The following is a 26032-nucleotide window of genomic DNA, read 5'->3' as shown; positions in this document are numbered from 1 at the left end:
ATCCCGGTCACACGGGACGGTATTCCTGCTCGGGACGGCCGGTGGTGCCGTACCGCAACTGCATTCGCAGGTGGCCCTTGGCGACGAGGGCCGCGAGATAACGCTGGGCGGTCGCGCGTGACACCCCGATGGTCACCGCGACCTCCCCGGCGGACAACGGCTCTCCCGATTCCCGAAGTGCTTGCAGTACAAGTTCTTTGGTGACCGAACGTGGGGGCGCTTCGCGGGCGGCCGGCAACACCGGCCGCAACGCCGCCAGCGCCGTGTCGATCTCGGCCTGGGTGAGCTCCTCCCCCGCGACGACCCGGCGGTACTGCGCGTAGGCCGCCAGACGCCGGGCCAGTTCGGTGCTCGCGAACGGCTTGACCAGATACACCAGCGCACCCGCGGCGAGCGCCGCACGCACCGTGGCACCCTCACCGGCGGCACCGAGCACGAAACTGTCGCACTCGAGACTCCGGATCAGGTCGACCCCGGACCCGTCCGGCAGGTACACGTCCACGAGCGCGAGGTCGACGGGACCGGCCCGGACCGCGTCCCGGGCCGCCGCGACGCTCCCCGCGACCGCCGCGACCTCGAACCCCGGCACACCCGACACCACGGACGCGTGCAGATCCGCGACCCGGAAGTCGTCGTCGACGACGAGCACCCTCAGATCCGTTCCGCCCATCCCGCATCTCCCTCGTCGAGCACCCCGGTCAGCGTCGCCAGGAACACCGCGCCCCCGGTCGGATTGTCCGGGGTGCGCCGGCCGCCGCGGTCCGCGAGCACGACGTCGCCGCCGTGCATCCGCGCCACGCGTCGTGCCAGCGCCAGCCCCATCCCCCGGCCGCCCGGCACGGACGAGTCGACGCGGGTCGTCGCGCCCTCGGCGAAGACGTCGGGCAGCTCGGCATCGACGCCGTCACCCGTGTCCGCGACACTCACGTGCAGGTCGGTGCCGTCCTCCACCAGCTCGACCTCGACTTCGGCGGGACTGCGCCCGCTCACGCGGGCCGCCTCGATCGCGTTGTCGAGCAGGTTGCCGAGCACGGTGGTGACGTCGACGGGCACCTTCACGGTGGCGTGCACCCACGTGTTCTCACCGAGCACGAGGGTCACGCCCTGCTCACGCGCGTGCGCCGCCTTCGCGGCGAGGAAGGCGTGCAGATACGGGTCGGCGAGCGCGTCGGCGCCCTCGAGCTCACCGAGCGGACCCGAGCCGAGGACCTGCTCGATGTATTCGACGGCCTGCTCCGCCCGCCCTTGGCGGAGCAGGCCGTCGATCAGGTGCAGCCGGTTGGCGAATTCGTGCCGCTGCGCCCGCAGCGCGGTGCTCATCGACTTGACGGCGCCGAGTTCGCGCGTGAGCGTCTCGATGTCGGTGCGGTCGCGCACCGACATCACCGTGCCGAGGTCGCGGCCGTCGCGCACGACCCGTCGCGAGACGGCGACAACGACCCGATCGCCCGTGGTGGCGGCGACCGGCGTGCCGTCCGCGCTGCGCAGCACGTCGAGCAGGCGCGGGGTCATCCCGAGCGTGTCGACGCTGCGGCCGATCCCGTCGTCGAGATCGAGCAGGCGACGCGCCTCGGCGTTGACGACGGTGACGATGCCGCGGGTGTCGGTACCGACGACCCCCTCGGAGATCCCGTGCAGCACGACCTCCTGCTCCCGGACCAGTTCGGTGAGCTGCTCGGGTTCGAGCCCCAAGGTGAGCCGCTTCCATCGGTTGGCGAGCAGCAGCGACCCGACGGCACCGCACACGAGCGCTGCGAGTGCGATCAGGACGGCGTCGGCGAGGTCGCTGCGCAGATCGGCGCGCACCCTGTCGGTGGAGATGCCCACGCTCACCTCCCCCACGACCCTGCCCGACGACGGGTCCGTCACCGGAACCTTGGCCCGCACCGAATCACCGAGCGTGCCCCGCTCGCTGGTCACGACCTCGCGTCCGGCGAGGGCCTCGGCCGGATCGGTGCTCACCCTGCGCCCGAGCTGTTCCGGATCGGGGTGGGCGAGCCGGAGCCCCTGATCGTCGGTGACCACGACGAACAACGCCCCGGTAGCGGTGCGGACGGCCTCTGCGGCCTCCTGCACCGCACCGGACGCGAGTGCGGGGTTGTCCGGCGAGACCACCCCGTCGTCGGCGGCCGCGTAGCGTGCGACCTCGTCGCGGACGGTCACGTCCGCGGACACGGCCCGGGCGATCGCGAGCGCCCGCTGACCGTGTTCGTCGGTGACGCGGTCCTCGGTGGTGGTGGCGAACACCGTGAATCCGATGCCGAGCGCCACCGCCACCACCGCGGACTGGAACAGCAGTACCTGGGTGCGAAGTTTCACCGCGTCGTCCCCGTTCGTCCCACCTGCCCAGTGTGGCCCGGGCGGATCTCAGCCGAGCGGAATCTGCCCGAGGAGCACGCCGACCACCAGCATCGCGATCGACACCACCCCGGCGCGCCACAGCACCTTGCGGTGGTGGTCGGCCAGTGGCACCCCGGCGAGGGTCACCAGCAGCAGGATCGCCGGGACCAGCGGGCTCTGCATGTGCACCGGCTGTCCGGTGATCGACGCACGCGCCATCTCGACCGGTTCGATGCCGTACTGCGCCGCCGTCTCCGCCAGGACGGGCAACACCCCGAAGTAGAAGGCGTCGTTGGTCATGAAGAACGTGAACGGGATGCTGAGCACGCCCGTGATGACCGCGAGGAACGGGCCGAGCGAATCGGGGACCACCCCGGTCAGCCACAGTGCCATGGACTCGACCATCCCGGTGCCCTGGAACACGCCGGTCAGGACCGCCGCGGCGAACACCATCGCGACGACCGACACGATGCTCGACGAGTGCCGTGCGATCGCGGCGGACTGGTCGACGACCCGCGGGAAGTTCACGGCCAGTGCGAGTCCCGCGGCGATCATGAACAGCACGGGGATCGGCAGGATGTCGAGGACGAGGACGACGAGCAGCGCCACCGTGAGGAGCGCGTTGAAGGGCAGCAGTCGCGGGCGCAGGGTCGGGCGGTCGGGGTCGAGACCCGCGGCGAACTGCCCGACCTCCGCGTCGGTCGTGTCCGAGTCACCGGTCGTCGTACCCACTCCCGAGGGACCGGCGCCGAGCGGCATCATCTCGGGCTTCCACACGAGCCGACCGATGCGGCGACGTTCGAAGATGCCCAGGTGCACGGCGAAGCCGAGGACGATCAGGAGTCCGACGACGAGCGACGGGATCATCGGGACGAACACCTCGGACGGCGACAGCCCGAGCGCGCTGGCCGCACGCACAGTCGGCCCACCCCACGGGATGATGTTCATCGTGGCGTTCGCCAGACCCGCGACGACGGTGAGGACGACCGGGCTGACCTTCAGTTTCAGGTAGAGCGGCAACAGCGCGGACGTGGTGATGATGAACGTCGTGGACCCGTCACCGTCGAGGGACACCACCATCGCCAGCACCGCGGTGCCCACCACGAGCCGGGCCGGGTCGTCGCGCACGAGCCGCAGGATGAGCCGCACCAGCGGGTCGAACAGGCCGACGTCGATCATGATCCCGAAGAAGATGATCGCGAAGAACAACAGTGCCGCAGTGGGGGCGAGACTTTCGACGCCGTCGACGATCATGTCGCCGATGCCGGTGCCGGCCCCGGCGATCAGTCCGAACGCGACGGGGACCAGGATCAGGCCGACGACCGGGGTGGCACGTTTCGACATGATCAGATACATGAACGTGGCGACCATCAGGAAGCCGAGGATGACGAGCATGGCGCTGCCCACTTTCTGACTGGGTCGGGCCGGACCGGGCACACGTCGGCCACGGCCGCTGCCGCGACCTGGGGTCGGTGTGGGAATCCGGCACCGAAAGCCGTCCGGGGTGTGATCTCTGCTGCCGCCGAAGCGGTGTGATCTCTGCTACATCAGAGTGTGTGTCCGCGCCCCGCGCGGAGTCACCGTTGAGCGCGATAGTGCCGTTCTGCGCATTCTGCTCGAGCCCATCGCGATCGGACCGCCGGAACGGTTCCCATATGCTGGACGACGTGCGCCGATTCGAATTCCCCGTCGACCTTCCCCACGCCAAGTCCGTGAACCAGACCCTCGCGGAAGTGCGCAGCCTGCGGATCTCCGGCATCGTCGTCGCGCTGTTGTGCGCGGCCGGAGCGGCGTGGCTGTTCACCCTCGGCAAGCCCTGGGCCTACATCGTCGGTGCGGTGCTGGTCGTCGCGGCCGTCACGTCGGCGTGGGTGGCGTTGTGGGCGCCGCGGAAGGTGGGTTCGGTGCAGGACCTGTACCACGAGAGCCCGCTGGTGCCCGCCGTGGTCTCCGAGATCCGGCCGCGTGGTCTGACGTTGCTGGCGCTGGTCGACATCGCAAAGCCCGGCACCGCCGACCGCCGATTCGCGCTGGTCACCCGCAACGTGCAGGCGGTCCCGGGGCATCAGAAGCGCGTCGGCGAACAGGTGCCGTGCGTGGCGGTGCTGTCCGATCGCACGACCCGCAACACGACCGGGTCGTGGCAGATGGTCAGCCCGATGCCGATCGCGTGGGGAACCCGGGACGCAAAGGTGCTGCGCGAGGCGACCGACGCGATCGACGACGCCGAATGGAAACTGCTGAAGAGCAAGGTCGATCTGTCCGAGAAGGTCAGCTTGACCGAGGACCACCGGCTGGTGCTCGATCGCGACGATCTCCCCGGCGAATTGCGCTGACATGCAGGTGACGTCGCTGTCGGACGGACGGGTTCATCTGACCGTCCCCGTCCCACACGACGTCGACACGATCACCACAGCGTGCCAGGACCGGGAGATCGCGGACTGGACGACGGTGCCCGATCCGTACACCCGCGCCGACGCGGTGCGTTTCGTCGGCGACATCGTGCCCCGGGGCTGGGCCGCGAGCGCCCCGAACTGGGCGATCCGCACCTCGCCGGACGGTGTGTTGCTCGGCGTCGTCGGGTTCCTGCATCACGAACGCACCGCCCCGGAGATCGGCTACTGGATCGCGGCGGATGCTCGCGGTCGCGGTTTGGCCACCGCCGCAGTGAATCTGGCGTGCGATTTCGCGTTCGACCCGGACGGGCTCGCGACCACTCGGATCGAGTGGCGGGCATTCGCCGGCAATCTGGCCTCGGCGGCGGTCGCGCGGCACGTCGGCTTCCGGTTCGAGGGGACGCTGCGCCGCGGCACCCTGCATCGCGGGGTCCCGCGCGACACGTGGATCGCCGGTCTGCTGTCCGACGATCCACGTGTACCCGCGGACGGCTGGCCGATCTGACGCTGCCGCCAGGCGCATACCGTCAAGCCAGGTGCGGCAGCACCTCGTTCTCGAGCAGTTCGATCCCCGACGTGTCGTAGGCCGCTTCCGGGAAGTAGAAGATCGCGTAGCCGAGGCCCTTCTTCTTCAGGGCCGTGAGGTTCTCGACGATCTGCTCCGGGGTGCCGACCGCGGGCATCCCGCGGAACGCGTTGAGGGAGGCGTCGGCGGCGGCGGCTCCGACCAGCGGTTCGAGCCGGGCGCGGAGGTTCTCGAGGCGGTCCTGCACCTCCGCTTCGGTGCGGCCGATGGCGACGTTGTAGTTCGCGGAGCGGACGATCGCATCGAAGTCGGTGCCGACGGCCGCACAATGCTCGCGCAGCACGTTCGACTTGTGCGCGAATCCCTCGGGGGTGCCGTCGAAGTTGGTGTACTGCGCGTACTTCGCGGCGATCTTCAGCGTGACCTTCTCGCCACCGCCGGCGATCCACAGCGGAATACCGCCCTCCTGCAACGGAAGCGGACGGACGATCGCACCGTCGACCTGGTAGTGCTTGCCCTGCAGGGTCGCCGACCCCGTGGTCCACGCCTGCCGGAAGATCTGTACCCCCTCGTCGAGGCGGGCAAGTCGCTCACCGGCGGAAGGGAATCCGTATCCGTAGGCGCGCCACTCGTGTTCGTACCAGCCGCCGCCGATACCCATCTCGATGCGCCCGCCGGAGATGATGTCGGCGGTCGCGGCGACCTTCGCCAGGTAGGCGGGATTGCGATAGCTCATCGCGGTGCACATCTGGCCGATGCGTACCCGCTCGGTGACGGCCGCGAACGCGGAGACGAGCGACCACGCCTCGTGGGTCGCCTCGTCCGTGGCCGCGGGGACAGTGTGGAAGTGGTCGTACACCCAGATCGATTCCCACGGGCCGCTGTCGGCGCGGACGGCGAGGTCACGCATCACCCGCCACTGGTCGGCGGGATCGATGCCCACGAGGTCGAGCCGCCAGCCCTGGGGAACGAAGAGTCCGAATCGCATTGATGTCCTATCTCGATCGGTTGGTGACCGTATCGACGAGATCCGCCCCCGGGTCCGGGGCCGGTTCGGTCGTCGCGGCCGACGGTACCGGCTGGAGCGTCCGGCGTGGCCACGGTGAGTATCGCGGAACGTAGCGGAACATGCAGGCCGCACCGGCCACCGCGAGACCGCCGATCGTGACGGCACCGGCCGCGAGCGACACGGCCGCGACCGCCCCCACCAGGAACGGGCCGACGAACATGCCGCTGTCGTGCGTGAGGCGCCACGCGGCGAGGAACTCGGCCCGGGTATCCGGTGGGGCGGTGTCCGCCCCGAGGGTCATGATCACGCCGTTGCCGAGCCCGTTCCCGATACCGAGGACCACCGCGACGACGGTGAGCGAGACGACGTCGTCGGCGAACGGCAACATCAGGAACGCGACAGCGATGATCACCAGCGACGGCACCGCGACGACCCGGCGACCGTACCGGTCCATCAGGATCCCGGCCGGATACGAGAACAGCAGGTCGACGGCGCCGCCGATACCGAACACGATCGACACGGTCACCGCGTCGAGCCCGATGTGGGTGGCCCACAGCGGAAGTACCGCTTCCCGGGACGCGCGCGCCGCGCCCATGAGCAGCGATCCGGTTCCGAGAGTGCACAGCAGCACCCGGTGCCGGCTCAGGATCGTTCCCAGCCCGACGGCAGCGACCGGGCCGGTCGACGACGACGAACGCGGGGTCTCCGGTGCCCGTGCCATGAGGATGCCCGCGAGCACGACACCGGTCACCTGGACGACGAGGCCACCGCGCACCCCCATGAGATGGATCGCACCGGCGCCGATGAACGGCCCGAGGAAATTGCCGAGCCGCCACATCGTGGCGAACATCGCCATGGCCCGCGCCCGGGCTTCGATGGGCACCGCCTCGGCGAGATAGCTCTGCCGCGCCAGCCCCCACACCGCGTTCGCGAATCCGGTGAGCAGGGCACCGACGGCGAGCACCACCGGAGTCCAGGCGGCGATCGAGACCCCGATGCCGAGGGCGCCGAGCACGCTGCCGCCGATGATCGCGCGTCTCTCCCCCAGGCGCGCGACGATGCTCCCGGCGGGCAGGTCACCGAGGACCGCGCCGAACGCCACGAGCGCGACGATCAGCCCGGCCACCGGCAACGGGGCCCCGAGTTCCCGCGCGAGCAGCGCGAGCACCGGGGCCCCGGCGCCCTGCCCGATCCCGAAGATGGCGGAGGGCAGAAAGACCGTGGTGACGAGAGGTTTCAGGTCGAAGGCCGGTCTCATGCAGTGGCGGCGTCCGACTCGGCGACCGCGGCGTAGCGGCTCACCGGCCGGTCCAGCCCGTAGTGCCCGCGCAGGGTGGTGGCGGTGTACTCGGTGCGGAACAGCCCGCGCTCCTGCAGGATCGGCACCACCTCGGCGGTGAAGTCCTCGAGCCCGCCCGGCAGGTAGGGCGGCATGACGTTGAAGCCGTCGGCGGCTTCCTGCTCGAACCACAGCTGCAGTTCGTCGGCGATCTGCTCGGGGGTGCCCGCGAAGGTGCGGTGCCCGCGACCGCCGCCGAGTTTGCCGATGAGCTGACGCACCGTCAGGCCCTCGTTCTCGGCGAGGTCCTTGACGAGCTGGTAGCGGCTCTTGTTGCCCTGGATCTGCTCGATCGGGGGCAGCGGCGGCAGCGGTGCGTCGAGGGCGTGCTCGGTCAGGTCGACGCCGAGCATGTTCGAGAGCTGCCGCAGCGAGTAGGCCGGCGAGATCAGGTCGGTGAACTCCTGTTCGAGCGCCTTGGCCTCCTCCTCGGTCTCCCCGATGAACGGCACGATGCCCGGCAGCACCTTCAGCGACTGCGGGTCGCGTCCGGCCTTGACGACGCGGGCCTTCAGATCGCGGTAGAAGGCCTGTCCCTCGGCGAGGGTGCGCTGCGCGGTGAACACGGCCTCGGCGTAGCGTGCCGCGAAATTCTTTCCGCTCTCGGACGACCCGGCCTGGACGAGCACGGGGCGGCCCTGGGGGCTGCGCGGCGAGTTCAGCGGGCCGCGCACCTTCAACCGTGCGCCGTCGTGGTCGACGGTGTGCACCTTGGCCGGATCGGCGAACCGCCCGGACTCCTCGTCCAATTCGATCGCGTCGTCTTCCCAGCTGTCCCACAGCGACACCGCGACGTCGACGAACTCGGCCGCGCGGTCGTAGCGGCCGGCGTGGTCCGGGGTGTCGTCGTAGCCGAAGTTGCGGGCCTCGTCGGCGCCGCCGGAGGTGACGATGTTCCAGCCGGCGCGGCCGCCGCTGATGTGGTCGAGCGAGGCGAACTTGCGGGCCAGGTTGAACGGCTCGTTGTAGCCGGTCGACGCGGTCGCGATGAGACCGACGTGCTCGGTCACCACGGCCATCGCGGACAGCAGGGTGACCGGTTCGAAGATCGCCTGCGTGTTGTGCTCGACGCGGGGGCCGACCGCGAGTCCGTCGGCGAAGAACACCGAATCGAGCTTGCCGCGTTCGGCGATCTGCGCGAGTTCCTGGAAGTGCTTCACATCGAGGACGCGGTGTGCTTCGGTGCGGGGGTGACGCCAGGCCGCCTCGTGGTGGCCGACACCCATGAGGAAGGCGTTGAGATGAAACTGCTTGCGTGACTGTGACATTCTTCTGATCCTGTGTGCTTCGGGTGGGGTCAGTGTTCGGGGCGCCAGCGGGAGAGTCGACGTTCGATCGTGACGAGGATGCCGTTGAACGTGAGCCCGACGAGCGAGATCGCGATGATGCCGGCGTACATGGCGGGGATCTGGAAGTTGAGCTGCGAGGCGGTGATCAGGTAGCCGAGTCCTGCCTTCGCACCGACCATTTCGGCGGCGATGAGCACGAGCACCGACGACGCCGCGGCCATGCGGATGCCGGTGAAGATCGTGGGAACCGCGGCCGGGAGGATCACCTTCTGGAACAGCCGGTAGGACGGCAGCCCCAGCGACCGGGCGGACTTGACCAGCAGCGGATCCACCGTGCGCACACCGGAAATGGTGTTGAGCAGGATCGGGAAGGTGCTCGCGTAGATCACCAGGGCGATCTTGGAGGTCTCCCCGATACCGAGGACGAGCACGAACACCGGCAGCAGCGCGAGAGCCGCGGTGTTGCGGAACAGCTCGAGGATCGGGTTGAGCAACTCGGCGACGGGCCGGTACCAGCCGATCGCGACGCCGAGCGGAACGGCGACGAGCAACGCGATCGAGAACCCGATGAGAGCCCGGGAGAGGCTGGCGCCCAGATGGTCTGCCAACTGTCCGCTCGTGATCAGATCGGCCAGCGATCCGAGCACGGTCGACAGCGGCGGCAGGAACACTTCGTCGACGAGACCGAGCCGCGGCGCGGTCTCCCACACCGCGAGGAACACGACGATCGCGACCGCCGGCTTGATCCCCTTCCACGCCAGCGCACCGGCCCGACGGCCTGCGCGTCGTAACTTCGTCGGATCCGTTGCGACGACGGTTTGTTCGACGACGGCCGGTTCGGTGTCGACGGGCCGGGTCAGGGTTGCGGTCGGACTAGACATGCTCCACCTCTTCCGTTGCGGTGCCGAGTTCGAGGTCGCGGGCACGCTCGACCTCGGAGTGCAGCAGTGACCAGATCTCGTGCCGGTAGTGCCGGAACGCCTCGCCGGAGCGCACGTCGTCGACGTTCCGGTCGATGTCGATGTCGACGATCGTCTTGATCCGCCCGGGGCGGGAGGTGAGCACGGCGACGCGCTGCCCCAGGTAGATCGCCTCGTCGATGCCGTGGGTGATGAACAGGATGGTCTTGCCGGTTTCCTTCCAGATCCGCAGCAGTTCGTCCTGCAGGGATTCGCGGGTCTGGGCGTCGAGCGCGGCGAACGGCTCGTCCATGAGCAGAACCTCGGGATCGAACGCGAGGCTGCGGGCGATCGCGACACGCTGCTTCATGCCGCCGGACAATTCGTGCGGGTAGCGGTCGCCGAAGCCGGCCAGACCGACGAGGTCGAGGTAGTCGTCGGCGAGTGCGCGGCGCTGCTTCTTCGGCAGTCCCTTGGCTTCCAGGCCGAACTCGATGTTGGCCCGTGCCGTGCGCCAGGGCAGCAGTGCGTACTGCTGGAACACGATGCCGCGGTCCAGGCCGGGCCCGGAGATCGGGCGGCCGTCCAGCAGGATCCGGCCCGAGGTCGGTTCGCTCAGACCGCCGAGCAGATCGAGCAGTGTGGACTTGCCGCAGCCGCTGGGGCCGACCAGGACCAGGAATTCCCCGGCGGCGAGATCGATGCTGACGTCGTCGAGTGCGGTGAACGTGTCGTTGCTGCCGCGCACCGCGAACTGCTTGGTCACATGCTCCAGGCGGAGCTTCGGGGTGGTGCTCACTTCGCCGCCTCCTCGACGGGTTCACCGTTGGGCCCGGCGCTCGGGTCGTAGGTGCCGTTGGCGTAGGGGTTGAATTCGTTGGTGTAGATGTCCGAGGTGGTGAACTTGCCGTCCTCGAGCTCACCGTTGCGGGTCAGCCAGTCCAGCCAGGTCTGGATCTCCTGATCGGTGATGACACCGCCGGGGCCTGCGACACCGGGGCTCTTCCAGTACTCGACGAGATCGGTGTTCTCGTTGCGGCCGCGGGCGTTGATGATCTCCTTGAACTTGGCGACCACTTCGTCGCGCGGGGTGGTCTGCGCCCACCGGATCGCCCGCGCGGTGCCCTGCACGAAATCGGCTACCGCATCACGGTTCTCGGCGATGAACTCGTCGCGGAAAACGTACGTTCCGTAGGTGAAGGCGCCGAACAACGATTCGTCGGTGAACAGCGGCCGGATGCCGCCCCGTTCGACGGCGGTCTCCCGGAACACGCTGCCGAGCGTGCCGACATCGATCTGTCCTTCGCGCAGCGCCTGCTCGGTGTTCACCGGAGGCACCACGATCAGCTCGACCTGCTTGATCTCGTCCGGCGTGAGTCCTTGCTGCGCAAGCCATTCCCGCACCAGGAACTCGTGATGTGCACCGAGGGTGTTCATCCCGACCTTCTTGCCGATCAGGTCCCGCGCGGTGCGGATCGGGCTGTCCTCGAGAACGTAGTAGCCGTTGAACGACTGCTTGTCGGAACCGTAGTAGCCGATCACCGACGTGATCGGCGAGTTCGCGGCCTGGAGCTTGATGACCGCGCCGTTGAACGCGCCACCGAAATCGGTCTGGCCGGTCGCGGCGTTCTGGATGGACTGCGGACCGCTGGTGTTGTCCCCGATCCAGTCGAGCTTCACCTTCTCGTAGAACCCGAACGCTTCGGCGAGTTCGGGATAGGTGACCTGTGAGGCCGTCCCCTCGTACCGAAGCACGGTCTTGCCGTCCTCGGTGGTGGTGACATCCGAACCGGACGAGCACGCGGCCGCGACGGACGTGACGGTGAGCAGTGCTGCGACGACGGCGACCGACCGGGTGAGTCGGGCGCGCAGCGTGGAATGCGACATCGTGAAAGCTGTTCCTTGCGTTGGAAGAAGGCCCTACGGACTCGGGCCGGGCGGGTGGCGTTACCGCGGGCAGCAATCGTCGATACGCATGCGACGGAGCGCAGATAACGAGTGCGGTGCGATACAGCCGGAAGATCTCTGCGACGCGCGGTCGTCAAACCTGCACGTCGGCGGTCGCTGGGTCAGCGACAACACTCCGAACACTCGTACACGGCAATCCCCCTGTGCGGCGATGTGACTTCAGCAAGAGTGCCGTCCGGGGGCGACGCGCTCAACGGTTCTGCGCAGCCTGATCGGAACTCGCGGCTCCAACCCCTAAGCTCTGTCGACGATCGACGAGACGGGAGCGCAGGTGGGCGGAGACGACGACCCGGTGTGGACTCGGCGGCGGTTCCTGGCCGGCATGGCCGGGACCGCGGCGGCCCTGATGGGGATCACCGCTCTGTTCTCGGCCGAGGCGATCGCACGCCCGGCCGCCGCTGCCCCACCGGTCCGCGACACGATCTGCGGCATCCTCGCGTTCGTCGTCCCCGGCAACGACCCCTATTCGCGGCACCAGGGTGTGTCCACCGATCGGGTCGGTGGCGCCACCGAGGGCGCCGCGGCCTCGCTCGAGCACACCTTCGACCACGCGTCGCCGGTACCGCTGCTGGGCCGCGCCGCCGGGAACCTGCCCGGAGCAGCCGCCGTCGCCGCGCTGGTCAACATGTATACGGTCACCGTCGATACCGGGTCGCTCGTCGGTCCGTTCGCGGCGCCGTTCGCGAATCTGAACCACGCCGCGAAGGCCCGTGTCTTCGAATTGCTGGACACCGAACCGCAGTTCGACGGGACGATGCTCACCTACGTGGTCAACGCGATTCCCACACTCGCCGCGTTCGCCGCGTATTCGGAGGTGTCCGCGTTCGACCCCGACCGCCGCGTCCTGACCGGCCGGCCCGTCGGGTGGGAACTGGCCCGCTACGACGGTGTCTCCGACGGGTGGGACGAGTTCGCGGGCTACTACCGCGGTGTCGACCGGATCGAGGAGTGACGTGCGGGACGTGATCGTGATCGGGTCCGGCGGTGGCGGGCCGGTCGTCGCGAAGGAACTCGCGGCACGCGGACTGGACGTCCTCGTCGTCGAGGCCGGGCCGCGCTTCGCGGATCCGGAGAACGAGTGGACGCATTTCGAGGACGACGCGAACAATCCCCTCACCGGCTTCTTCCGGCAGGGTCCCGGCGACCGGTCGCGCACCCCGTGGCTGCGCGACCTTCCGCAGAATTCGTACGTGTGGCAGGTCGCGGGGGTCGGCGGAACCACGCTGCACTACTTCGGCAACTCGCCGCGCGCGGTGCCGGGCGTGTTCGTCGGCTACGACGGCGCGGACCGGAACATGTACGACACGGACCACCTGTTCCCGTTCGGATACGACGAATTGCGCCGTTACTACGAATGGGTCGAGGCAACCCTGCCGGTGCAGACCGCCCCCATGGGCACGAAGGAACGGATCTTCCTGCGCGGTGCGGCCGCACTCGGCCTGCCGCACCAGACGACGCACGACACGAGCGTGGCCTCGCACCGCGCGCAGCAGAACGCGATCCTGCAGCCGGGCGGGACCGCCGGGCGCACCCGCGACCCGCAGCGGTTGCGCCACCCCGAGGCGCGGGGCTGCACGATGTGCGGCCACTGCTACCAGGGCTGCTACCTGCCGGCGGGTGCGCCCCGCAACCTGAAGGCGAAACGGTCGACGGACAACTCGTACGTGCCGATGATGCTCACCGCGGAGGCGTGGTCGCCGCACGGGCGGGCCGCGACGCTGGTGACCGACGCGACGGTCACGCAGGTACTGACCGAGGACGTACACGGAGAGACGACCGCGCGCGGGGTGCGGTTCCGCACCCTCGACGGCGAGGAACACGAGGAGCATGCACAGGTCGTGGTGCTCGCGGCGGGCGCGATCGAATCACCGCGCTTGTGGCTGGCGTCGGACCTGCCGAACCCGAACGACTGGGTGGGCCGCGGCCTGACGGACCACCACATGGATGCGGTGTTCGGGGTGTTCGACGAGGACACCGGCCAGACCCGGGGCGCCGGCTCGAATGCGCGCGTCGACCTGCCCGGATACGGCGGTATCGAACAGGTCGGGATGCCGCCGGCGCTGCAGGCGTATTCGCTGGCGTTCAGCGACTCCGGCATCCACGGCTACGGCCGGGCGGGCGGCGTCGTCGACGATGCCGGCGCCGACAGTCTCGGCCGGCTGGTGGGCCGGGACCTGCTCGGCACCCTCGACGACGCCAACCGGACGTTGGCGGCGCTGGTGATCACCGACGACGATGTCGAACCGGGCAACCGCGTGACCCGGTCGGCGATGTTGCTGCCGGACGAAGGTGGTCTCGCGCCGAAAGTGACGATGCGGCATCGGCAGCGGTCCGAACGCACGCGGCGAAACCGGGAGTACTGCACCCGCAAGGCCGTCGAGCTGATGCGGGCCGCGGGCGCGAAATCCGTGCACCGCTGCGACTGGCCCCCGCTGATCCTGCACGCGCAGTCGAGCATGCGGATGGGGACGAGCGAGGACGACTCGGTGCTCGACTCCACCGGTGAGGCGCGGTGGGTGAAACGGCTTTTCGTCGCGGACAATTCGGCGCTCGCGAACTCGCTGGGCGGGCCGAATCCGACGTTGACGACGCAGGCGCTGGCGACCCGCACGTCCGAGGCGATCTTCCGCGCCTACTTCGGCGGCAACGCGTGGGTGGGGAGCGAGGATCCGGTGTCCTCCATCGACGACCGCGTCACCGCGGCGGTGGTCGCGCGGGGGCTGTGACCTCGGCAGGGCATACACGCTGATTGTGAGGCGTACACCCCTTTCCGGTAGCGAAAGGGGGTGTACGCCCACACGACAGGGTGTACGCCTACTTCTCCGTGATGATCTGGATGAGGTTTCCGCACGTGTCGTCGAAGACGGCGACGACTGCGGTCCCGATGTCCGTCGGGGCCATCGTGAACACCACACCTTGTCCGGCAAGTCGCGCGTATTCGGCTTCCACGTCGTCGACGGCGAACTGCGCGAGCGGAATTCCGTCTTCCCTCAACGCATCCCGATACGGCTTGACCGCCGGGTGACCTGCCGGCTCGAGCAGGAGCTGCGGGCAGTCCGGCGCGTCGGGCGAGACGACGGTGAGCCAGGAGGCATCGCCGATCGGAATGTCGTGGTGTTTCACGAATCCGAGCACGTCGGTGTAGAAGGCGAGGGCGGCGCGCTGGTCGTCGACGAACACACTCGTCAGGTTGATCCTCATCGGTCTTTCCTTTCGTGGGCGGGCCACCGCTCGGTGATCTCGGCGAGCGGACCGGGGTCGAAGTAGTGGAATTTGGATCGTCCACGTCGCTCCGTGACGACCAACCCGGAGGCCTCGAGCACCCCGAGATGCTGCGAGATCGCCTGGCGGGTGAGACCGAGACCGTGACGCATCGTGAGCACGGAACAGATCTCGAACAGCGTGCGCCCGTCGCCGGCCGCGAGTTCGTCGAGGATGAGGCGTCGTGTCCGGTCGTCGAGCGCGTGAAAAACGTCGGCCACAGCGCCCACTATAGGCAAGTAGCCACTTGCCTATCAAGGGTGGTCGAGTCACCCACCACGCGGGCGCGCGTCGTACCATCGGACCCATGCGCGCTGCGTCGCTCGTCGATTCGTTCGAGGAACACAGGCCCCACCTGCTGTCGGTCGCGTACCGGCTCACCGGCAGCGTCGCCGACGCCGAGGACGCCGTGCAGGACGCCTGGTTGCGCCTGGACGGCGCCGACGCCGACCGCATCGACGACCTGCGTGCCTGGCTGACCACCGTGGTCGGGCGCCTGTGCCTGGACCGGCTGAAATCGGCGGCGGCGCGACGAGAACAATACGTCGGCCAGTGGCTGCCCGAACCGATCGTCACGCCGCTGTCGGGTTCCGTTCCCCCGGATCCGCTCGAGCAGGTGGTTCGGTTCGAGGACAATCGCCTCGCCGCGCTCGTCGTGCTCGACAACCTCACCCCGCCGCAACGCGTCGCATTCGTACTGCACGACGCATTCGCGGTGCCGTTCGACGAGATCGCCACGATCCTCGGAGTGGAGACACCCGCGGCACGGCAGCTCGCGTCCCGCGCGCGACGCATCGCGGGTGGCGCTCCCCCGCGCGCCGGCGACGACGAGCACAACGCCGCGGTGCAGCGGCTCCTGGAAGCCATCGCCGCCGGTGACCTCGACGCGGTCGTCGCGTCGCTGCACCCCGACGCCCGGATGATCGGGGACGCGAACGGGAGCACCCGCACGGCCGTCAACATCATCGTCGGCCCCGACAAGACGGCCCGGTTCTTTCTGGGCCTGGTCCAGATGTACGGCCCCGAGTCGCTGCGCACCTACACACCGGTACTGGTCAACGGGCAACTCGGCTTCGTCACGCCGGGCTCCCCCGGCGACGGCACCCACCGGGCCTACGCGGGCCGGGTCCTCGGGTGCACCGTCGTCGACGGTTACGTGTGGGCGGCGTACGACATGGCCAATCCCGAGAAGCTCCGGCGGGTGAAGGTGCCGTCGCCGTGGACGACCGACTCCGAGAGCGAGTAGTGAGCCGACGATGGAACAACGCCTGAGCTTCGTGACGCTGGCCGTCGGCGACGTGGCCCGCAGCCGCACGTTCTACGTCGACGGGCTCGGCTGGACACCGACCGTCGACATCGAAGGCGACGTGCTGATGTTCCAGGTCGGCGCGCACATCGTGCTGTCGCTGTGGGACCGCACCGCATTCGAGGCGGAAGTCGGCGGACCGATCGCGCGCGGCGGCATCGCACCGGTGACCCTCGCCCACAACGTCGCGACCCGCGACGACGTCGACCGGGTCCTCTCCGCCGCCCGCGCCGCCGGCGCCGAACGGATCACCGGCGGCACCGACCGCGAATGGGGCGGCTACACAGGCTATTTCGCAGATCCCGACGGCTTCTTCTGGGAGGTCGCCTGGAACCCGGGACCGATCGGGGAAGTGGTACTCCCGTAGAGGGCTGATTTCGGGGCGGTGCCCGAGGCTAGCCGGTCATCCCTTCGTCCCGCGCCGCCTGCGCGACGGCCGCCGCGACGGCCGGCGCCACCCGAGGGTCGAGCGGGCTCGGCACGATCTTGTCGGCCGCGAGCTCGTCGCCGAGTACCGACAGGATCGCCTCCGCTGCAGCCAACTTCATCCCCTCGGTGATCCGGCGGGCACCCGCATCCAGCGCACCTTTGAACACGCCCGGGAACGCCAGCACATTGTTGATCTGATTCGGGAAATCACTGCGTCCGGTCGCCACGATCGACGCGTACTCGGCCGCGATGTCCGGATGAACCTCCGGGTCCGGATTCGACATCGCGAAAATGATCGCCTCGGGCGCCATCGTCGCGATGATCTCCTCTGGCACCGTGCCCGCCGACACCCCCAGAAACACATCCGCACCATTCAGCGCCTCGACTATTCCACCCGTGCGGCCCGCCGGGTTGGTGCGTGCGGCGAGATCGGCCTTGATCTCACCCAGATCACCCCGGTCGGTAGAGACGATGCCCCTCGAATCCAGCACGGTCACGTCCGCGACACCGGCGGCCAGCAACATGTTGGCGCACGCCACACCGGCCGCACCCGATCCCGAGATCACCACCCGCAGGTTCGCGATCTCCCGGCCCTGCACCCGGGCGGCGCCACGCAGTGCGGCCAGCGCGACGATCGCGGTGCCGTGCTGGTCGTCGTGCATCACCGGGCAGTCCAGCGCCTCGATCACCCGGCGCTCGATCTCGAAGCAGCGAGGCGCGGAGATGTCCTCGAGGTTGACCGCACCGAAGCTCGGGCGCAGGCGGACCAGGGTCTCGACGATCTCGTCGGGGTCCTTGGTGGCGAGCACGAGCGGGATCGAGTTCAGACCGGCGAAGTTCTTGAACAGCGCCGACTTGCCCTCCATGACCGGCAGTGACGCGCGGGCGCCGATGTCGCCGAGACCGAGCACCGCGGACCCGTCGGAGACGACAACCACAAGGCGGCTGGTCCAGGTGTAGCGGTCGGCAAGAGTCTCGTCGGCATGGATTGCGCGGCTCACCTGGGCAACGCCCGGGGTGTACGCGATCGACAGCGCACGCTGGGTGTCGAGGGGAGCTGTCGTCTCGACCGAGAGCTTGCCGCCACTGTGGCCTGCGAAGATGTCATCGGACGTGATTTCTGTGGAAAGCTGTTGCGCCAAAACGTGTTCAGGATAGACGGTCATGTGAATTCCTTGGAGACAGAGCGGTGAATTGAGAATCTGCGCACAAGGAGCAGATGTACGAGTGGACGGAGCGCGCACCGGCGCGCGCGGGCCGGACGCAACGGCTTGCGGGCGGTGTAGTTCTACGACCGGATGCGACCACCAGGCCTGGCGATCCCGCGGATCGCCAGGCCGCTGTCGGCGGCCACGAGGGTGCCGGTCATCGCGGCAGAGTCATGTCGTGAGGCCAACATTGTAAAGATTCCGTCGTACGCGTCGATCGGAGCTATCGCCTGCAACGGAAGCGCCTTGTCGGTGCCGTCGAGGACAGAGTCGGCGGAATCCTGTCCCAATGCTCCGGTTCCGCGAAGCCGGGTGGGTGCGACACCGGGCGCGACACCATTGACCCGGACGTCGGGGGCGAGTTCGTAGGCCAACTGGCGGATCAGTCCGTGCACCGCGTGTTTGGACGACGTGTACAGCGACCCTCCGCCCGCCGCGTTGGTACTGGCGAAGGATCCCGTCAGGATGACGCCGCCTCGAGAGGCGATCAGTGCGTCAAGACACGCGCGCACGCCGAGCAGCGGCGCGAGGACGTTGACGCCGAACAGCTCACCGAAGGCAGCCGGAAGGCTCTGGCCAGGAATTTCCTCGAGTGGGCGGGCGCCGTCGGTGATCCCGGCGTTTCCGACGAAGACATCGATCCGGCCCCATCGTTCGAGTGCGATGCGGGCCGCTGTCTCGTTGCCCTCCCAGGTCGCCACGTCCGCGACGACCGGTACCACCGCCGAGCCGAGCTCGTCGACAAGCTCGGTCACGCGATCCGAGATATCCACGGCGACAACGGCTGCCCCTTCGGATACGTATCGGGCAACCACCGAACGGCCGATCCCAGCACCGGCCCCGGTGAATACCACGACCTGTCCATCCAACGCACCCATGTGTATTTCCTCCAGAGTGTCTTGTCCATCGAAGGTTTCCGATGGACGGCTCGTGCCGGAGTCCTGATCCCGGAGTGCCGGGTCCAGGACGGTGTGTGTTTCAGTAGGGCAATCTCGCGCGTGCATCCTCACGGACCCGCCTCTCGTCCTCCGGCAGGGCGAAGAGGGTGAGCTGGCGGTTTCCTCCGCCACTCATCCGCAGACAGTCCTGGTCCCAGGGGGTGTGGACGATCTCACCGACGCGGGCGACGCCGGAAGCCTCGAGACGCTCTGCAAGAGCTGTGATTCCGGCGCGATCGCGTACCTCGACCCGCACTGCGTGGTCGGTGCCGGTGAGCTGCCCCGCCTCCGAGCCGTCGACAAGGTCCCATTGCGGACCGTCGAACAGTTCGATGGCGGAGGGCGCGACCCCGAACAGTACGCCGCGTTGTCCGCCGGGGTGGATCCACTCGTCGACGATGGGCATGCCCAACCCGTCCCGGTAGGCGCGGACGGCCTCGTCGAGGTCATCGACCCTCGAGCAGATCCGCAGTTCGTCGAATGCCCGCACGGCCGCCGCCGGGTGCCTGCTCGGACGGCTGATCAAGACGTAGATCTGCCCGTCCGGGGCCCGGAAGTGCGACCAGGACGTCCCCCACGAGTCGGCGAGGCCGTCGTGCACGTCGCCGAGGAACTCCACTCCGCTGGATTCGAGTTCGGCGCGCACCTCCCGGACATCGTCGACAAGGATCCCGGGGCACCGGGTGCTGGAAGAAGGCGTGGTCGTCGTCGGTGGGCTTGAAGATCTCGAAGGCACTGCCGTCCGGGAAGGAGAAGACAACCGCGTTTTCCTGGTCGAGCGTCATCGTCAGACCTAGCTTGTCTGCGACGAACTCACGCATGGCAGCGAAGTCGGCGGTGCGGGAGCCGACCCAGCCGAGCCCATGAACCTTCATGTGTGAAGCAACCTTTCGCGAGTGCTGGTCAGGAGACGATCGACGGTTCGGCCTCGCCCCGGCTCGCAGCGACGTCCGGCCGCGCCGGTCCGGACAGCCGGTAGGTGAGCGCGTAGAGCACGACCGACAGCACCAGCACGACCAACTGCGCCGACTGGGTCAGCACCGTCGGTACGCCCGGGATCTCCAGGAGAAGGATGCCGATCAAGGAGGGCATGATCCAGGCGACGAGGCCACGTCCGATGCGGGGTAGCCGGGCGTCGTCGTGGACGGGCCCCCGGCGTCGGTCGCGGAAGTCGAGAGCGAAGTGGGTGAGCACCACACCCACCCAGCCCACGGCGAGGACGCCCTGCCAGTTCAGTGCCGTCTGGAGGTAGCTGAAGACGTCGGTGAGCATCATCAGGAAGACGACCGTTGCCACACCCGAGACCCACACGGCACGGGGCAGCCGGACCGAGGTGAACCCACTGAGAATGCGTTCGAAGTTGGTGGTCGACAGGTAGTAGTTCATGCTGTTGACCCGGGTCTGCGAGACCACGATGAACAGCAGCCCGACGAACCCGAGACTGGCCAGGATCGCCTGTACTACACCGATTTCCGAGGCAGGCTCGTTCGGCAGAACGGTCTGCACCAGATAGATTCCCGCAATGCCGTTGACGACGAACAACACGAGATAGAAGACCCATCCGAAGGTGACGACCTCGTGGAAGCGTTCGTCCTCCTTCCTTGCGAAGCGGGCGAAGTCGACCGTGGCCGGCATGTTGATGAAAATGCCCGTGTACAGGATCGCCGACAGCACCCAGCCGGGGAAGGACCGCCCCTCCGAAGGAACGATGCCGCCGAAATCCAGCCAGGACGAGTCGGTTCCGAACTTGACGTGGGCGGCGATCACGGTGGCGATCAGGCCCACGAAGTAGAACGGCAGCAGGACGCCGTTGAGTTTGGCCATCCAGGACTGCACACTGCCGAGCATCAGAGGAAGCATCGCGATGACCACGGCGGCGTACCAGATTCGGATGTCGCCGGCGCCGAAGTAGGACTGGAATGCCACCGCGAGGGTGCTGGACTCGAATACCGCGTAGTACAGCACGGTGGCGGCGATGAGCAGCGCGGTGAGGAAGGCGCCCCACCGACCGAAGATGGTCTTGGTCAACAGGGTGGAGTTGAGTCCGTGGCGCACGCCGAGCCGAGTGGTGACGATGTTCACCAGGGAGAAGACGACGGTGGACAGCACGATCGCGATGATCGCGTCGCGGGTGCCGTAAAGGCTGGCGGCGAGCGCACCGTAGAAGAGCCACACCATTGCGCTGAGCATCGACCAGAACGACATGGTGACCTGCCAGCGGCCGAGTCGGAGGGTCGTCGGCACGGCGACAGTGCTGAAGTTCTCGTCGGACTCGATCTCGCGGGAGTCCGAGTTGGGGGGCGGGGGCAGAGCAGGCAATGCACACCTCCAAAAGTGTGTACAGAACTGGATACAGTTTTATCGAGTGTAAGGAGAATCACGTAAAATGGAAGACCTGCGGGTAACGGTTCTGTTTCCGGCTCCGCGGGGAGTGCGTGCCGCCGCGATCCGCCGGTTGCCCGCCCTGGTCGAGACGACGGTGCACCGCTTCGGCACTGTGGGGTGCAAACTGTATGCAGATTGCGTACCGACACCGACCCGAGGACGACCCATGACTGCGAGCAATGCGCTCACCCGCGCCGGAACCACCGTGGACGACCTGTGCGGGGCCCTGCGGGAACGCATCATTTCCGGGACGTACCCGCCCGGCCAACGGATGTCCCAGGAGCAACTGGCCGCCGAGTTCAACGTCAGCCGAACCCCGCTGCGCGAGGCACTACAGCGTCTCGAGGCCGATGGGCTGCTTGTCGCACACGCCAACCGCGGCATGCACGTCGCGCCGATCGTCAACTCCGACACCGAGCAGCACTACGCGCTGCGCCTGCTGGTCGAACCGCCGACGGTGGCGGCGGTCATCGACAGCCTCACCGAGGACGACATCACCGCTATGCGTACCGCGCTGGACGAGATGCGCGAACACCGCGGGCACAATCGGCGTTTCCAGGAAGCGCACCAACGTTTCCACGATGTCGCCCTGGTGCGCTACCCGCCGTCGTTCAGCCAACTGATCCGGTCTCTGCACACGATGATCCACCGGCACCAGAGCGTCTACCTCTCGCACCAGCGCACCCCGGACGATTTCATCGATCTCGACCAGGACTTGGTGGACGCGATCGTGGCCGGCAACGCCGGTTCGGCGCGGCGGATCATGGAGTTCCACCTCACCGATGCGGCGCTGGGGCTGGTGCTGGATGCCGACCCGGACCACGAGTTCGATGCCCTGCTGGTGGCGCTTCGGGGACGCGGCATCACCCTCGAGCACGACGCATCCGGGCGGGTCATCCGCCCTGCCCGGATCTACTGGGTCGACGCCGATCCGGTACTCCCGGACCGCCGCACCTCGAACCTTGTCCTCGTCCCGCCACCGTCCCGGACCTCAGATCAAGCGTGAGGTGAAGAACGCGGTGTGAATCGCGTCGAACACCCGGCCAGGCTCGCGGGCCGAACCGACAACGTGAACGTCGAGTCCGGACGCGCGCAGCGCGATGGCCAAATCGTCGTCGGATGCGACTCGGCCGAGCGCGAGCACTACGGTATCGGCCGTGATCACCTCTTCGGCGCCCCCGGCGGTCACCTTCACCCCGTCGGCGTCGATCGCGGTTACCCGGGTACCGAGACGCACGTCGACGGCGGCGCCGTCCAGAAACAACGGCAGCCGTTCGACATCCGTGAACACCTCGTTGCCCTGCAACAACGACTCGCTGCGCTCGAGCAGGATCACCTTGACGTCACCGGCTTCGGCCACTCGCAGCGCGGCCTCACATCCCTGCAGCCCACCACCGATGACCACGACCTGCCCGGTGGACGGGGTGTCGGCGCGGACATCGACCGCGGTGATCACCGGCAACGGGCCGGTGATCGGGAAGTCCGGCTCGCGCATCGGTGCACCGGTCGCGAGAACGACGGTGTCGTAACCGGATCCGACGAGGTCGGATGCACCGGCCGTGGCGCGGCGCACCGTCACGCCTCGACGCTCGACTTCGTGCACCAGGTGCGCGACGAGCGAGGCCAAGTCCTGCTTGACCGTCGAACCCAGTGCGTGCGTGAGCATTCCGCCGAGTTCACCCGACTCGTAGAGGGTCACCTCATGACCGCGGTCGTGAAGGATGGCGGCGCTGCGCAGGCCGGCGGGCCCGCCCCCGACCACGGCGACCCGCTTCGGGGTGGCGGACGGCTCGACCGGGAATCTTCCTTCCTCGGCCATGTTCGGGTTGACGCTGCAACCGGCGCTGCGGCCCCTGTTCAGTCCACGGTCCAGGCAACCGTCGTTGCAGCGGATACAAGGGGTGATCTCGAGAACACGGCCTTCCCGGGTCTTACGGGCCCAGTCCGGATCGGCGAGCATCGCACGCCCGAGTGAGACGAAGTCCGCGGACCCGGATTCGATGATGTCCGCGGCGATGTCGGGGCCGACCAGCGAGCCGGAGGCGATCACGGGAATGGTGACGGCCGGCTTGATCCTCTCCCAGCCCCAGCGGTGCGGGGCGCGGATCTGGTACCAGGGACTCACCTCCCACTCCATACCGGCGTGGTGGCCACCGGAGGCGTGGATCACGTCGACTCCGTGCGCCTCGAGCAGCCGGCACAGCCGGATGGTCTCCTCGATCGGGATGCCGTCCTCTTCGTAGTCGGTGACCGAGAGGCGAATACTCAGCGGGAATTCTCGTGGTACCGCTGCCCGGATCGAGTCGACGATGCGCAGCAGTAGCCGGGAGCGGTTCTCGAAGCTTCCGCCGTACTCGTCTGTGCGGAAGTTGGTGTGCGGTGAGAGGAAGTTCGTGATGAGGTAGCCGTGCCCGGCGTGCACCTCGACCAGGTCGAAGCGGGCGGCATGGGCTCGCGCCGCGGACTCCCCGAAGGCGACGACGATGCCATCGATCTCGTCGAGGGTCATCGGGGTCGGCACGATGCCGTACTGCACCTCGACGTCCCACCACGAGGAGTGCGACGCCGACTTGATCGGCGCGGTTCCGAGGAACTTCTGCCGGCCGCCGTGGGCGATCTGCAACCCGACCCGGGCTCCGGTGGAGTGCACCTCGTCGGCGAGCCAACCCAGGCCCGCAACATGCTCGCGACGGCTGACGCCGATCTGATTGTGGATGGCCTTGCTGGCGTCGTCGTCGACGTAGCTGTACTCGACCATGACCAGGCCGATACCGCCTTCGCCGAGCCGGCGGTAGTGGTTGACCGTGCGCTGGCTGACGGTGCCGTCCGGGTTCGACGTCGCCGTACTCTGCGGGGACTTGACGATCCGGTTCGGAATCTCGAGGGTTCCGATCCGGCCCGGGGTGAAGAGCGATTCGAATTTCACTGGTACTCCCGTTGATTCGACCCGGTGCGCTGTATACGTGTCCGAGCATGAACGGAGTTGGAGGGCCGGACGTCCGGAACTGCCGCCCGGTGGCTCGGCCACACCGAAAGGTGGAAGGAAAGCGCTGCGGCCCTGCGCTCGATCGGTAGGGCCACGGCGGGAGCGGATCACCGGAATGAGGGGCTCCGGCGATCCACTCCGTGTGCGGTGGGTCAGGGTGCGAGCAGGGCGCCTGCCCGCGGGACGACCTGTTCGAGGCCCAGACGCCCGAGCAGATGCCAGGTGGTGGCCGCCGCCGCGGACAGCACCGGGATGTCGAACCGCCGTTGGAGGGTGTCGAGCACGGGCAACGACGGCATCTGGACGCAGGCGCTGATGACCAGGGCATCGGCGCCGCTGGTGTCCACTCGCTTCGCGTGCTCGAGCAGGTTCTGTGGGTCGAGTCGGCCGACAGCCAGGTTGTCCGGGACCTCGAGACTCAGCGAGTCGACGACCTCGAAGCCCTCGTGCTCGATGTAGTCGCACACCGTCGCGGTGAGCGGCTTCATGTACGGGGTCACCACCGCGATCTTCTCGGCGCCGAGATGGGCGAGAGCCTCGGTGAGCGCGCCCGCAGACGAGAGCACCGGGATGTTTTCGCCGCTCTCCTCCTTCGCGATTCGGGCCAGCTTCGGCTCGGACTCCGAGTGGTACCCCCGGCCCTGCGACATGATCGCGACCAGGCAGGCATAAGCCATCGCGTCGACGCGGGCGTCCGCCAGTTCCGCGGCACACCGCAGCGAGTCCGCGTCCATCGCGGCCAACTGCTCCGGGGTCACGTGCTGCATCCGCATCCTGGACGAGTGGAAGGTGAACCGCTCCGGCCGGATCTCCTCCCGGGCGCGCAGCATCGCCGGAATCTCGGTTTCCATCGTCGTATTCGAACTCGGAACGATCATCCCGATCCGAAAGTTGTTCTTCATGTCTGTCCTACCTGTTCTCGATGGAGGAGCGCAGCGGTCGACTCGGACGTCGAGCCGCGCCGGTCCTGTCCTGCGGATGTCAGATGTGCCGTACACAGGTCGGGTGAGAAGCCGAAGCCGTTGTCCGGCCAACTTATTCGTGCACGCCCACCGGACCTGAGGTCGTCGAGTCCGGCGAGTGAGAGGGGGGTGGCGTCGAGTGCGATCGAGAGCGCCGAGAAGCCATGGCCGGGATCAGCGGCCGTGATCATGCCCAGTGCGGCATCGAGGAGGTGGAACTCGAGCAGCTTCCGCGCAGGGCCGCCCGCCCGGACACGGACCGCCTCGAGAAACATCGCGTCGGTCGCCACCATGTCCCGTACCGCCTCGGCATCCGCAAAATAGAGCCGCTGGTGGCGGTCGATCACGGTCAGATGCTCTTCCACGACCCGGCTGATGGAATTCGGATACCGGCCCAGCATGATCCGGTGGAAATCCCAGTGGGCATACTGGAACTCGCGCGCAGAAATGCCGGGTTCCCGCATTTCGGTCAGCGCGTCTTCCATTGCCGCGAGGTCTCCGGGGGTAACCCGGTTCACCATCGACGGAACCAGTGCCGGTTCGATCAGTAACCGGAGGGCGTAGGAGGCTTCGACGTCCGACAACTCCAGAGGGGCAACGACCACTCCCCTGTTGACGCGGCTGACCACCAGGTTCTCCGATTCGAGACGGCGCAGCGCCTCGCGCAGCGGAGTGCGGGACACCCGCAGGTCCGCCGCCAATCCGACCTGGGAGAGCGCGGCCCCGGGCCGGTAGATCCCCGCGATGATCCGGTCCCGTAAGGTCGCGTGGATCTCGTCGACGACCAAGCC

Annotated in this window: 25 protein-coding genes; 7 read left to right on the top strand and 18 right to left on the bottom strand. The window is 68.1% G+C overall.

Annotated elements, in window-relative coordinates; translation table 11 throughout:
• Nucleotides 1-7: 7 nt before the first annotated feature.
• From ACWDTS_RS24755 to ACWDTS_RS24745, 3 genes are read right to left on the bottom strand one after another with little or no spacing between them, the layout of a single operon-like run.
• Nucleotides 8-670: a response regulator gene (locus ACWDTS_RS24755; RefSeq protein ID WP_450111085.1), complete on the bottom strand. Its 663-nt coding sequence runs from the start codon at nucleotides 668-670 to the stop codon at nucleotides 8-10.
• Nucleotides 652-2319 carry an ATP-binding protein gene (locus tag ACWDTS_RS24750; protein ID WP_450111086.1) on the bottom strand — a complete coding sequence of 556 codons (1668 nt, stop codon included), beginning with the start codon at nucleotides 2317-2319 and terminating at the stop codon, nucleotides 652-654. Before ACWDTS_RS24750 ends, ACWDTS_RS24755 begins: the two co-directional genes overlap by 19 nt.
• A gap of 48 nt (nucleotides 2320-2367) precedes the next feature.
• On the bottom strand, nucleotides 2368-3735 hold the full coding sequence (locus ACWDTS_RS24745; RefSeq protein ID WP_450111113.1) for a CitMHS family transporter: 1368 nt from the start codon (nucleotides 3733-3735) through the stop codon (nucleotides 2368-2370).
• A 272-nt stretch (nucleotides 3736-4007) separates the two neighbouring features.
• Between ACWDTS_RS24745 and ACWDTS_RS24740 the strand changes: the two genes are divergently transcribed.
• Together ACWDTS_RS24740 and ACWDTS_RS24735 are read left to right on the top strand one after the other, a co-directional pair.
• On the top strand, nucleotides 4008-4676 hold the full coding sequence (locus ACWDTS_RS24740; RefSeq protein WP_197250033.1) for a DUF3239 domain-containing protein: 669 nt from the start codon (nucleotides 4008-4010) through the stop codon (nucleotides 4674-4676).
• A 1-nt stretch (nucleotide 4677) separates the two neighbouring features.
• Nucleotides 4678-5241, top strand: coding sequence for a GNAT family N-acetyltransferase (locus ACWDTS_RS24735; RefSeq protein ID WP_450111087.1), 564 nt, complete (start codon nucleotides 4678-4680; stop codon nucleotides 5239-5241).
• A gap of 22 nt (nucleotides 5242-5263) precedes the next feature.
• Here the strand turns inward: ACWDTS_RS24735 and ACWDTS_RS24730 are convergent, their stop codons facing one another.
• From ACWDTS_RS24730 to ACWDTS_RS24705, 6 genes are read right to left on the bottom strand one after another with little or no spacing between them, the layout of a single operon-like run.
• Nucleotides 5264-6250, bottom strand: a complete 987-nt coding sequence (locus ACWDTS_RS24730) for an LLM class F420-dependent oxidoreductase (RefSeq protein ID WP_450119211.1) — start codon at nucleotides 6248-6250, stop codon at nucleotides 5264-5266.
• Between the two features lie 7 nt (nucleotides 6251-6257).
• Complete coding sequence (locus ACWDTS_RS24725) at nucleotides 6258-7529, bottom strand: MFS transporter (protein ID WP_197250035.1); 1272 nt, start codon at nucleotides 7527-7529, stop codon at nucleotides 6258-6260.
• The gene (locus ACWDTS_RS24720) at nucleotides 7526-8878 is read right to left on the bottom strand and encodes an LLM class flavin-dependent oxidoreductase (RefSeq protein WP_450119210.1); all 1353 of its coding nucleotides are present in this window, start codon (nucleotides 8876-8878) and stop codon (nucleotides 7526-7528) included. Before ACWDTS_RS24720 ends, ACWDTS_RS24725 begins: the two co-directional genes overlap by 4 nt.
• A 29-nt stretch (nucleotides 8879-8907) precedes the next feature.
• Nucleotides 8908-9780, bottom strand: a complete 873-nt coding sequence (locus ACWDTS_RS24715) for an ABC transporter permease (protein WP_197250037.1) — start codon at nucleotides 9778-9780, stop codon at nucleotides 8908-8910.
• Nucleotides 9773-10597: an ABC transporter ATP-binding protein gene (locus ACWDTS_RS24710; RefSeq protein ID WP_420752479.1), complete on the bottom strand. Its 825-nt coding sequence runs from the start codon at nucleotides 10595-10597 to the stop codon at nucleotides 9773-9775. Before ACWDTS_RS24710 ends, ACWDTS_RS24715 begins: the two co-directional genes overlap by 8 nt.
• On the bottom strand, nucleotides 10594-11685 hold the full coding sequence (locus ACWDTS_RS24705) for an ABC transporter substrate-binding protein (RefSeq protein WP_450119209.1): 1092 nt from the start codon (nucleotides 11683-11685) through the stop codon (nucleotides 10594-10596). The genes ACWDTS_RS24710 and ACWDTS_RS24705 overlap by 4 nt, the downstream gene beginning before the upstream one ends.
• Before the next feature lie 352 nt (nucleotides 11686-12037).
• Between ACWDTS_RS24705 and ACWDTS_RS24700 the strand changes: the two genes are divergently transcribed.
• Together ACWDTS_RS24700 and ACWDTS_RS24695 are read left to right on the top strand one after the other, a co-directional pair.
• Nucleotides 12038-12718: a hypothetical protein gene (locus ACWDTS_RS24700; RefSeq protein ID WP_450119208.1), complete on the top strand. Its 681-nt coding sequence runs from the start codon at nucleotides 12038-12040 to the stop codon at nucleotides 12716-12718.
• 1 nt (nucleotide 12719) lies between these two features.
• Nucleotides 12720-14492: a GMC family oxidoreductase N-terminal domain-containing protein gene (locus ACWDTS_RS24695; RefSeq protein WP_450119207.1), complete on the top strand. Its 1773-nt coding sequence runs from the start codon at nucleotides 12720-12722 to the stop codon at nucleotides 14490-14492.
• Nucleotides 14493-14580: 88 nt separating this feature from the next.
• Here ACWDTS_RS24695 and ACWDTS_RS24690 read toward each other — a convergent pair whose 3' ends face one another.
• Nucleotides 14581-14967: a VOC family protein gene (locus tag ACWDTS_RS24690; RefSeq protein WP_450119206.1), complete on the bottom strand. Its 387-nt coding sequence runs from the start codon at nucleotides 14965-14967 to the stop codon at nucleotides 14581-14583.
• A complete protein-coding gene (locus ACWDTS_RS24685) occupies nucleotides 14964-15257 on the bottom strand; it encodes an ArsR/SmtB family transcription factor (protein WP_371304357.1) in 294 nt (97 codons plus the stop codon). Before ACWDTS_RS24685 ends, ACWDTS_RS24690 begins: the two co-directional genes overlap by 4 nt.
• A 77-nt stretch (nucleotides 15258-15334) precedes the next feature.
• On the opposite strand from ACWDTS_RS24685, the gene ACWDTS_RS24680 reads away from it, so the two are divergent.
• A complete protein-coding gene (locus ACWDTS_RS24680; protein WP_138999299.1) occupies nucleotides 15335-16273 on the top strand; it encodes a sigma-70 family RNA polymerase sigma factor in 939 nt (312 codons plus the stop codon).
• A gap of 10 nt (nucleotides 16274-16283) precedes the next feature.
• On the top strand, nucleotides 16284-16700 hold the full coding sequence (locus ACWDTS_RS24675; protein ID WP_138999298.1) for a VOC family protein: 417 nt from the start codon (nucleotides 16284-16286) through the stop codon (nucleotides 16698-16700).
• Between the two features lie 28 nt (nucleotides 16701-16728).
• On the opposite strand, the gene ACWDTS_RS24670 is transcribed toward ACWDTS_RS24675, so the two are convergent.
• The 4 genes from ACWDTS_RS24670 to ACWDTS_RS24655 form a co-directional block, all read right to left on the bottom strand.
• Nucleotides 16729-17928, bottom strand: coding sequence for an NAD(P)-dependent malic enzyme (locus ACWDTS_RS24670; RefSeq protein WP_138999297.1), 1200 nt, complete (start codon nucleotides 17926-17928; stop codon nucleotides 16729-16731).
• 122 nt (nucleotides 17929-18050) lie between these two features.
• Complete coding sequence (locus ACWDTS_RS24665) at nucleotides 18051-18974, bottom strand: SDR family NAD(P)-dependent oxidoreductase (RefSeq protein WP_371306504.1); 924 nt, start codon at nucleotides 18972-18974, stop codon at nucleotides 18051-18053.
• Nucleotides 18949-19554, bottom strand: a complete 606-nt coding sequence (locus ACWDTS_RS24660) for a VOC family protein (RefSeq protein ID WP_450119205.1) — start codon at nucleotides 19552-19554, stop codon at nucleotides 18949-18951. The genes ACWDTS_RS24665 and ACWDTS_RS24660 overlap by 26 nt, the downstream gene beginning before the upstream one ends.
• Nucleotides 19555-19811: 257 nt before the next feature.
• Nucleotides 19812-21227: a purine-cytosine permease family protein gene (locus ACWDTS_RS24655; protein WP_206022889.1), complete on the bottom strand. Its 1416-nt coding sequence runs from the start codon at nucleotides 21225-21227 to the stop codon at nucleotides 19812-19814.
• A gap of 232 nt (nucleotides 21228-21459) precedes the next feature.
• On the opposite strand from ACWDTS_RS24655, the gene ACWDTS_RS24650 reads away from it, so the two are divergent.
• Nucleotides 21460-22299, top strand: a complete 840-nt coding sequence (locus tag ACWDTS_RS24650) for a GntR family transcriptional regulator (RefSeq protein ID WP_138999295.1) — start codon at nucleotides 21460-21462, stop codon at nucleotides 22297-22299.
• On the opposite strand, the gene ACWDTS_RS24645 is transcribed toward ACWDTS_RS24650, so the two are convergent.
• From ACWDTS_RS24645 to ACWDTS_RS24635, 3 genes are all read right to left on the bottom strand, one after another.
• Nucleotides 22285-24219 carry an oxidoreductase gene (locus tag ACWDTS_RS24645; RefSeq protein ID WP_450119204.1) on the bottom strand — a complete coding sequence of 645 codons (1935 nt, stop codon included), beginning with the start codon at nucleotides 24217-24219 and terminating at the stop codon, nucleotides 22285-22287. The two genes, ACWDTS_RS24650 and ACWDTS_RS24645, sit on opposite strands and share 15 nt — an antisense overlap.
• A 212-nt stretch (nucleotides 24220-24431) precedes the next feature.
• On the bottom strand, nucleotides 24432-25181 hold the full coding sequence (locus ACWDTS_RS24640) for a maleate cis-trans isomerase family protein (protein ID WP_138999293.1): 750 nt from the start codon (nucleotides 25179-25181) through the stop codon (nucleotides 24432-24434).
• Nucleotides 25178-26029 (bottom strand): GntR family transcriptional regulator, encoded by an 852-nt coding sequence (locus ACWDTS_RS24635; protein ID WP_138999372.1) that lies wholly within the window; start codon nucleotides 26027-26029, stop codon nucleotides 25178-25180. Before ACWDTS_RS24635 ends, ACWDTS_RS24640 begins: the two co-directional genes overlap by 4 nt.
• Between the last annotated feature and the right edge of the window lie 3 nt (nucleotides 26030-26032).

This window comes from Rhodococcus sp. NPDC003383, assembly GCF_053589115.1.
Note: the sequence above shows the minus strand (reverse complement) of the source record. Positions and strands in the feature narration are given on the sequence as shown.

Coding starts and splice junctions, on each gene's coding strand:
- ACWDTS_RS24745 (WP_450111113.1), bottom strand. CDS start 3,735: ATGCTCGTCATCCTCGGCTTCCTGATGGTCGCCACGTTCATGTATCTG.
- ACWDTS_RS24705 (WP_450119209.1), bottom strand. CDS start 11,685: ATGTCGCATTCCACGCTGCGCGCCCGACTCACCCGGTCGGTCGCCGTC.
- ACWDTS_RS24735 (WP_450111087.1), top strand. CDS start 4,678: ATGCAGGTGACGTCGCTGTCGGACGGACGGGTTCATCTGACCGTCCCC.
- ACWDTS_RS24720 (WP_450119210.1), bottom strand. CDS start 8,878: ATGTCACAGTCACGCAAGCAGTTTCATCTCAACGCCTTCCTCATGGGT.
- ACWDTS_RS24680 (WP_138999299.1), top strand. CDS start 15,335: ATGCGCGCTGCGTCGCTCGTCGATTCGTTCGAGGAACACAGGCCCCAC.
- ACWDTS_RS24715 (WP_197250037.1), bottom strand. CDS start 9,780: ATGTCTAGTCCGACCGCAACCCTGACCCGGCCCGTCGACACCGAACCG.
- ACWDTS_RS24665 (WP_371306504.1), bottom strand. CDS start 18,974: ATGCACGCGCGAGATTGCCCTACTGAAACACACACCGTCCTGGACCCG.
- ACWDTS_RS24725 (WP_197250035.1), bottom strand. CDS start 7,529: ATGAGACCGGCCTTCGACCTGAAACCTCTCGTCACCACGGTCTTTCTG.
- ACWDTS_RS24650 (WP_138999295.1), top strand. CDS start 21,460: ATGACTGCGAGCAATGCGCTCACCCGCGCCGGAACCACCGTGGACGAC.
- ACWDTS_RS24675 (WP_138999298.1), top strand. CDS start 16,284: ATGGAACAACGCCTGAGCTTCGTGACGCTGGCCGTCGGCGACGTGGCC.
- ACWDTS_RS24670 (WP_138999297.1), bottom strand. CDS start 17,928: ATGACCGTCTATCCTGAACACGTTTTGGCGCAACAGCTTTCCACAGAA.
- ACWDTS_RS24640 (WP_138999293.1), bottom strand. CDS start 25,181: ATGAAGAACAACTTTCGGATCGGGATGATCGTTCCGAGTTCGAATACG.
- ACWDTS_RS24690 (WP_450119206.1), bottom strand. CDS start 14,967: ATGAGGATCAACCTGACGAGTGTGTTCGTCGACGACCAGCGCGCCGCC.
- ACWDTS_RS24730 (WP_450119211.1), bottom strand. CDS start 6,250: ATGCGATTCGGACTCTTCGTTCCCCAGGGCTGGCGGCTCGACCTCGTG.
- ACWDTS_RS24755 (WP_450111085.1), bottom strand. CDS start 670: ATGGGCGGAACGGATCTGAGGGTGCTCGTCGTCGACGACGACTTCCGG.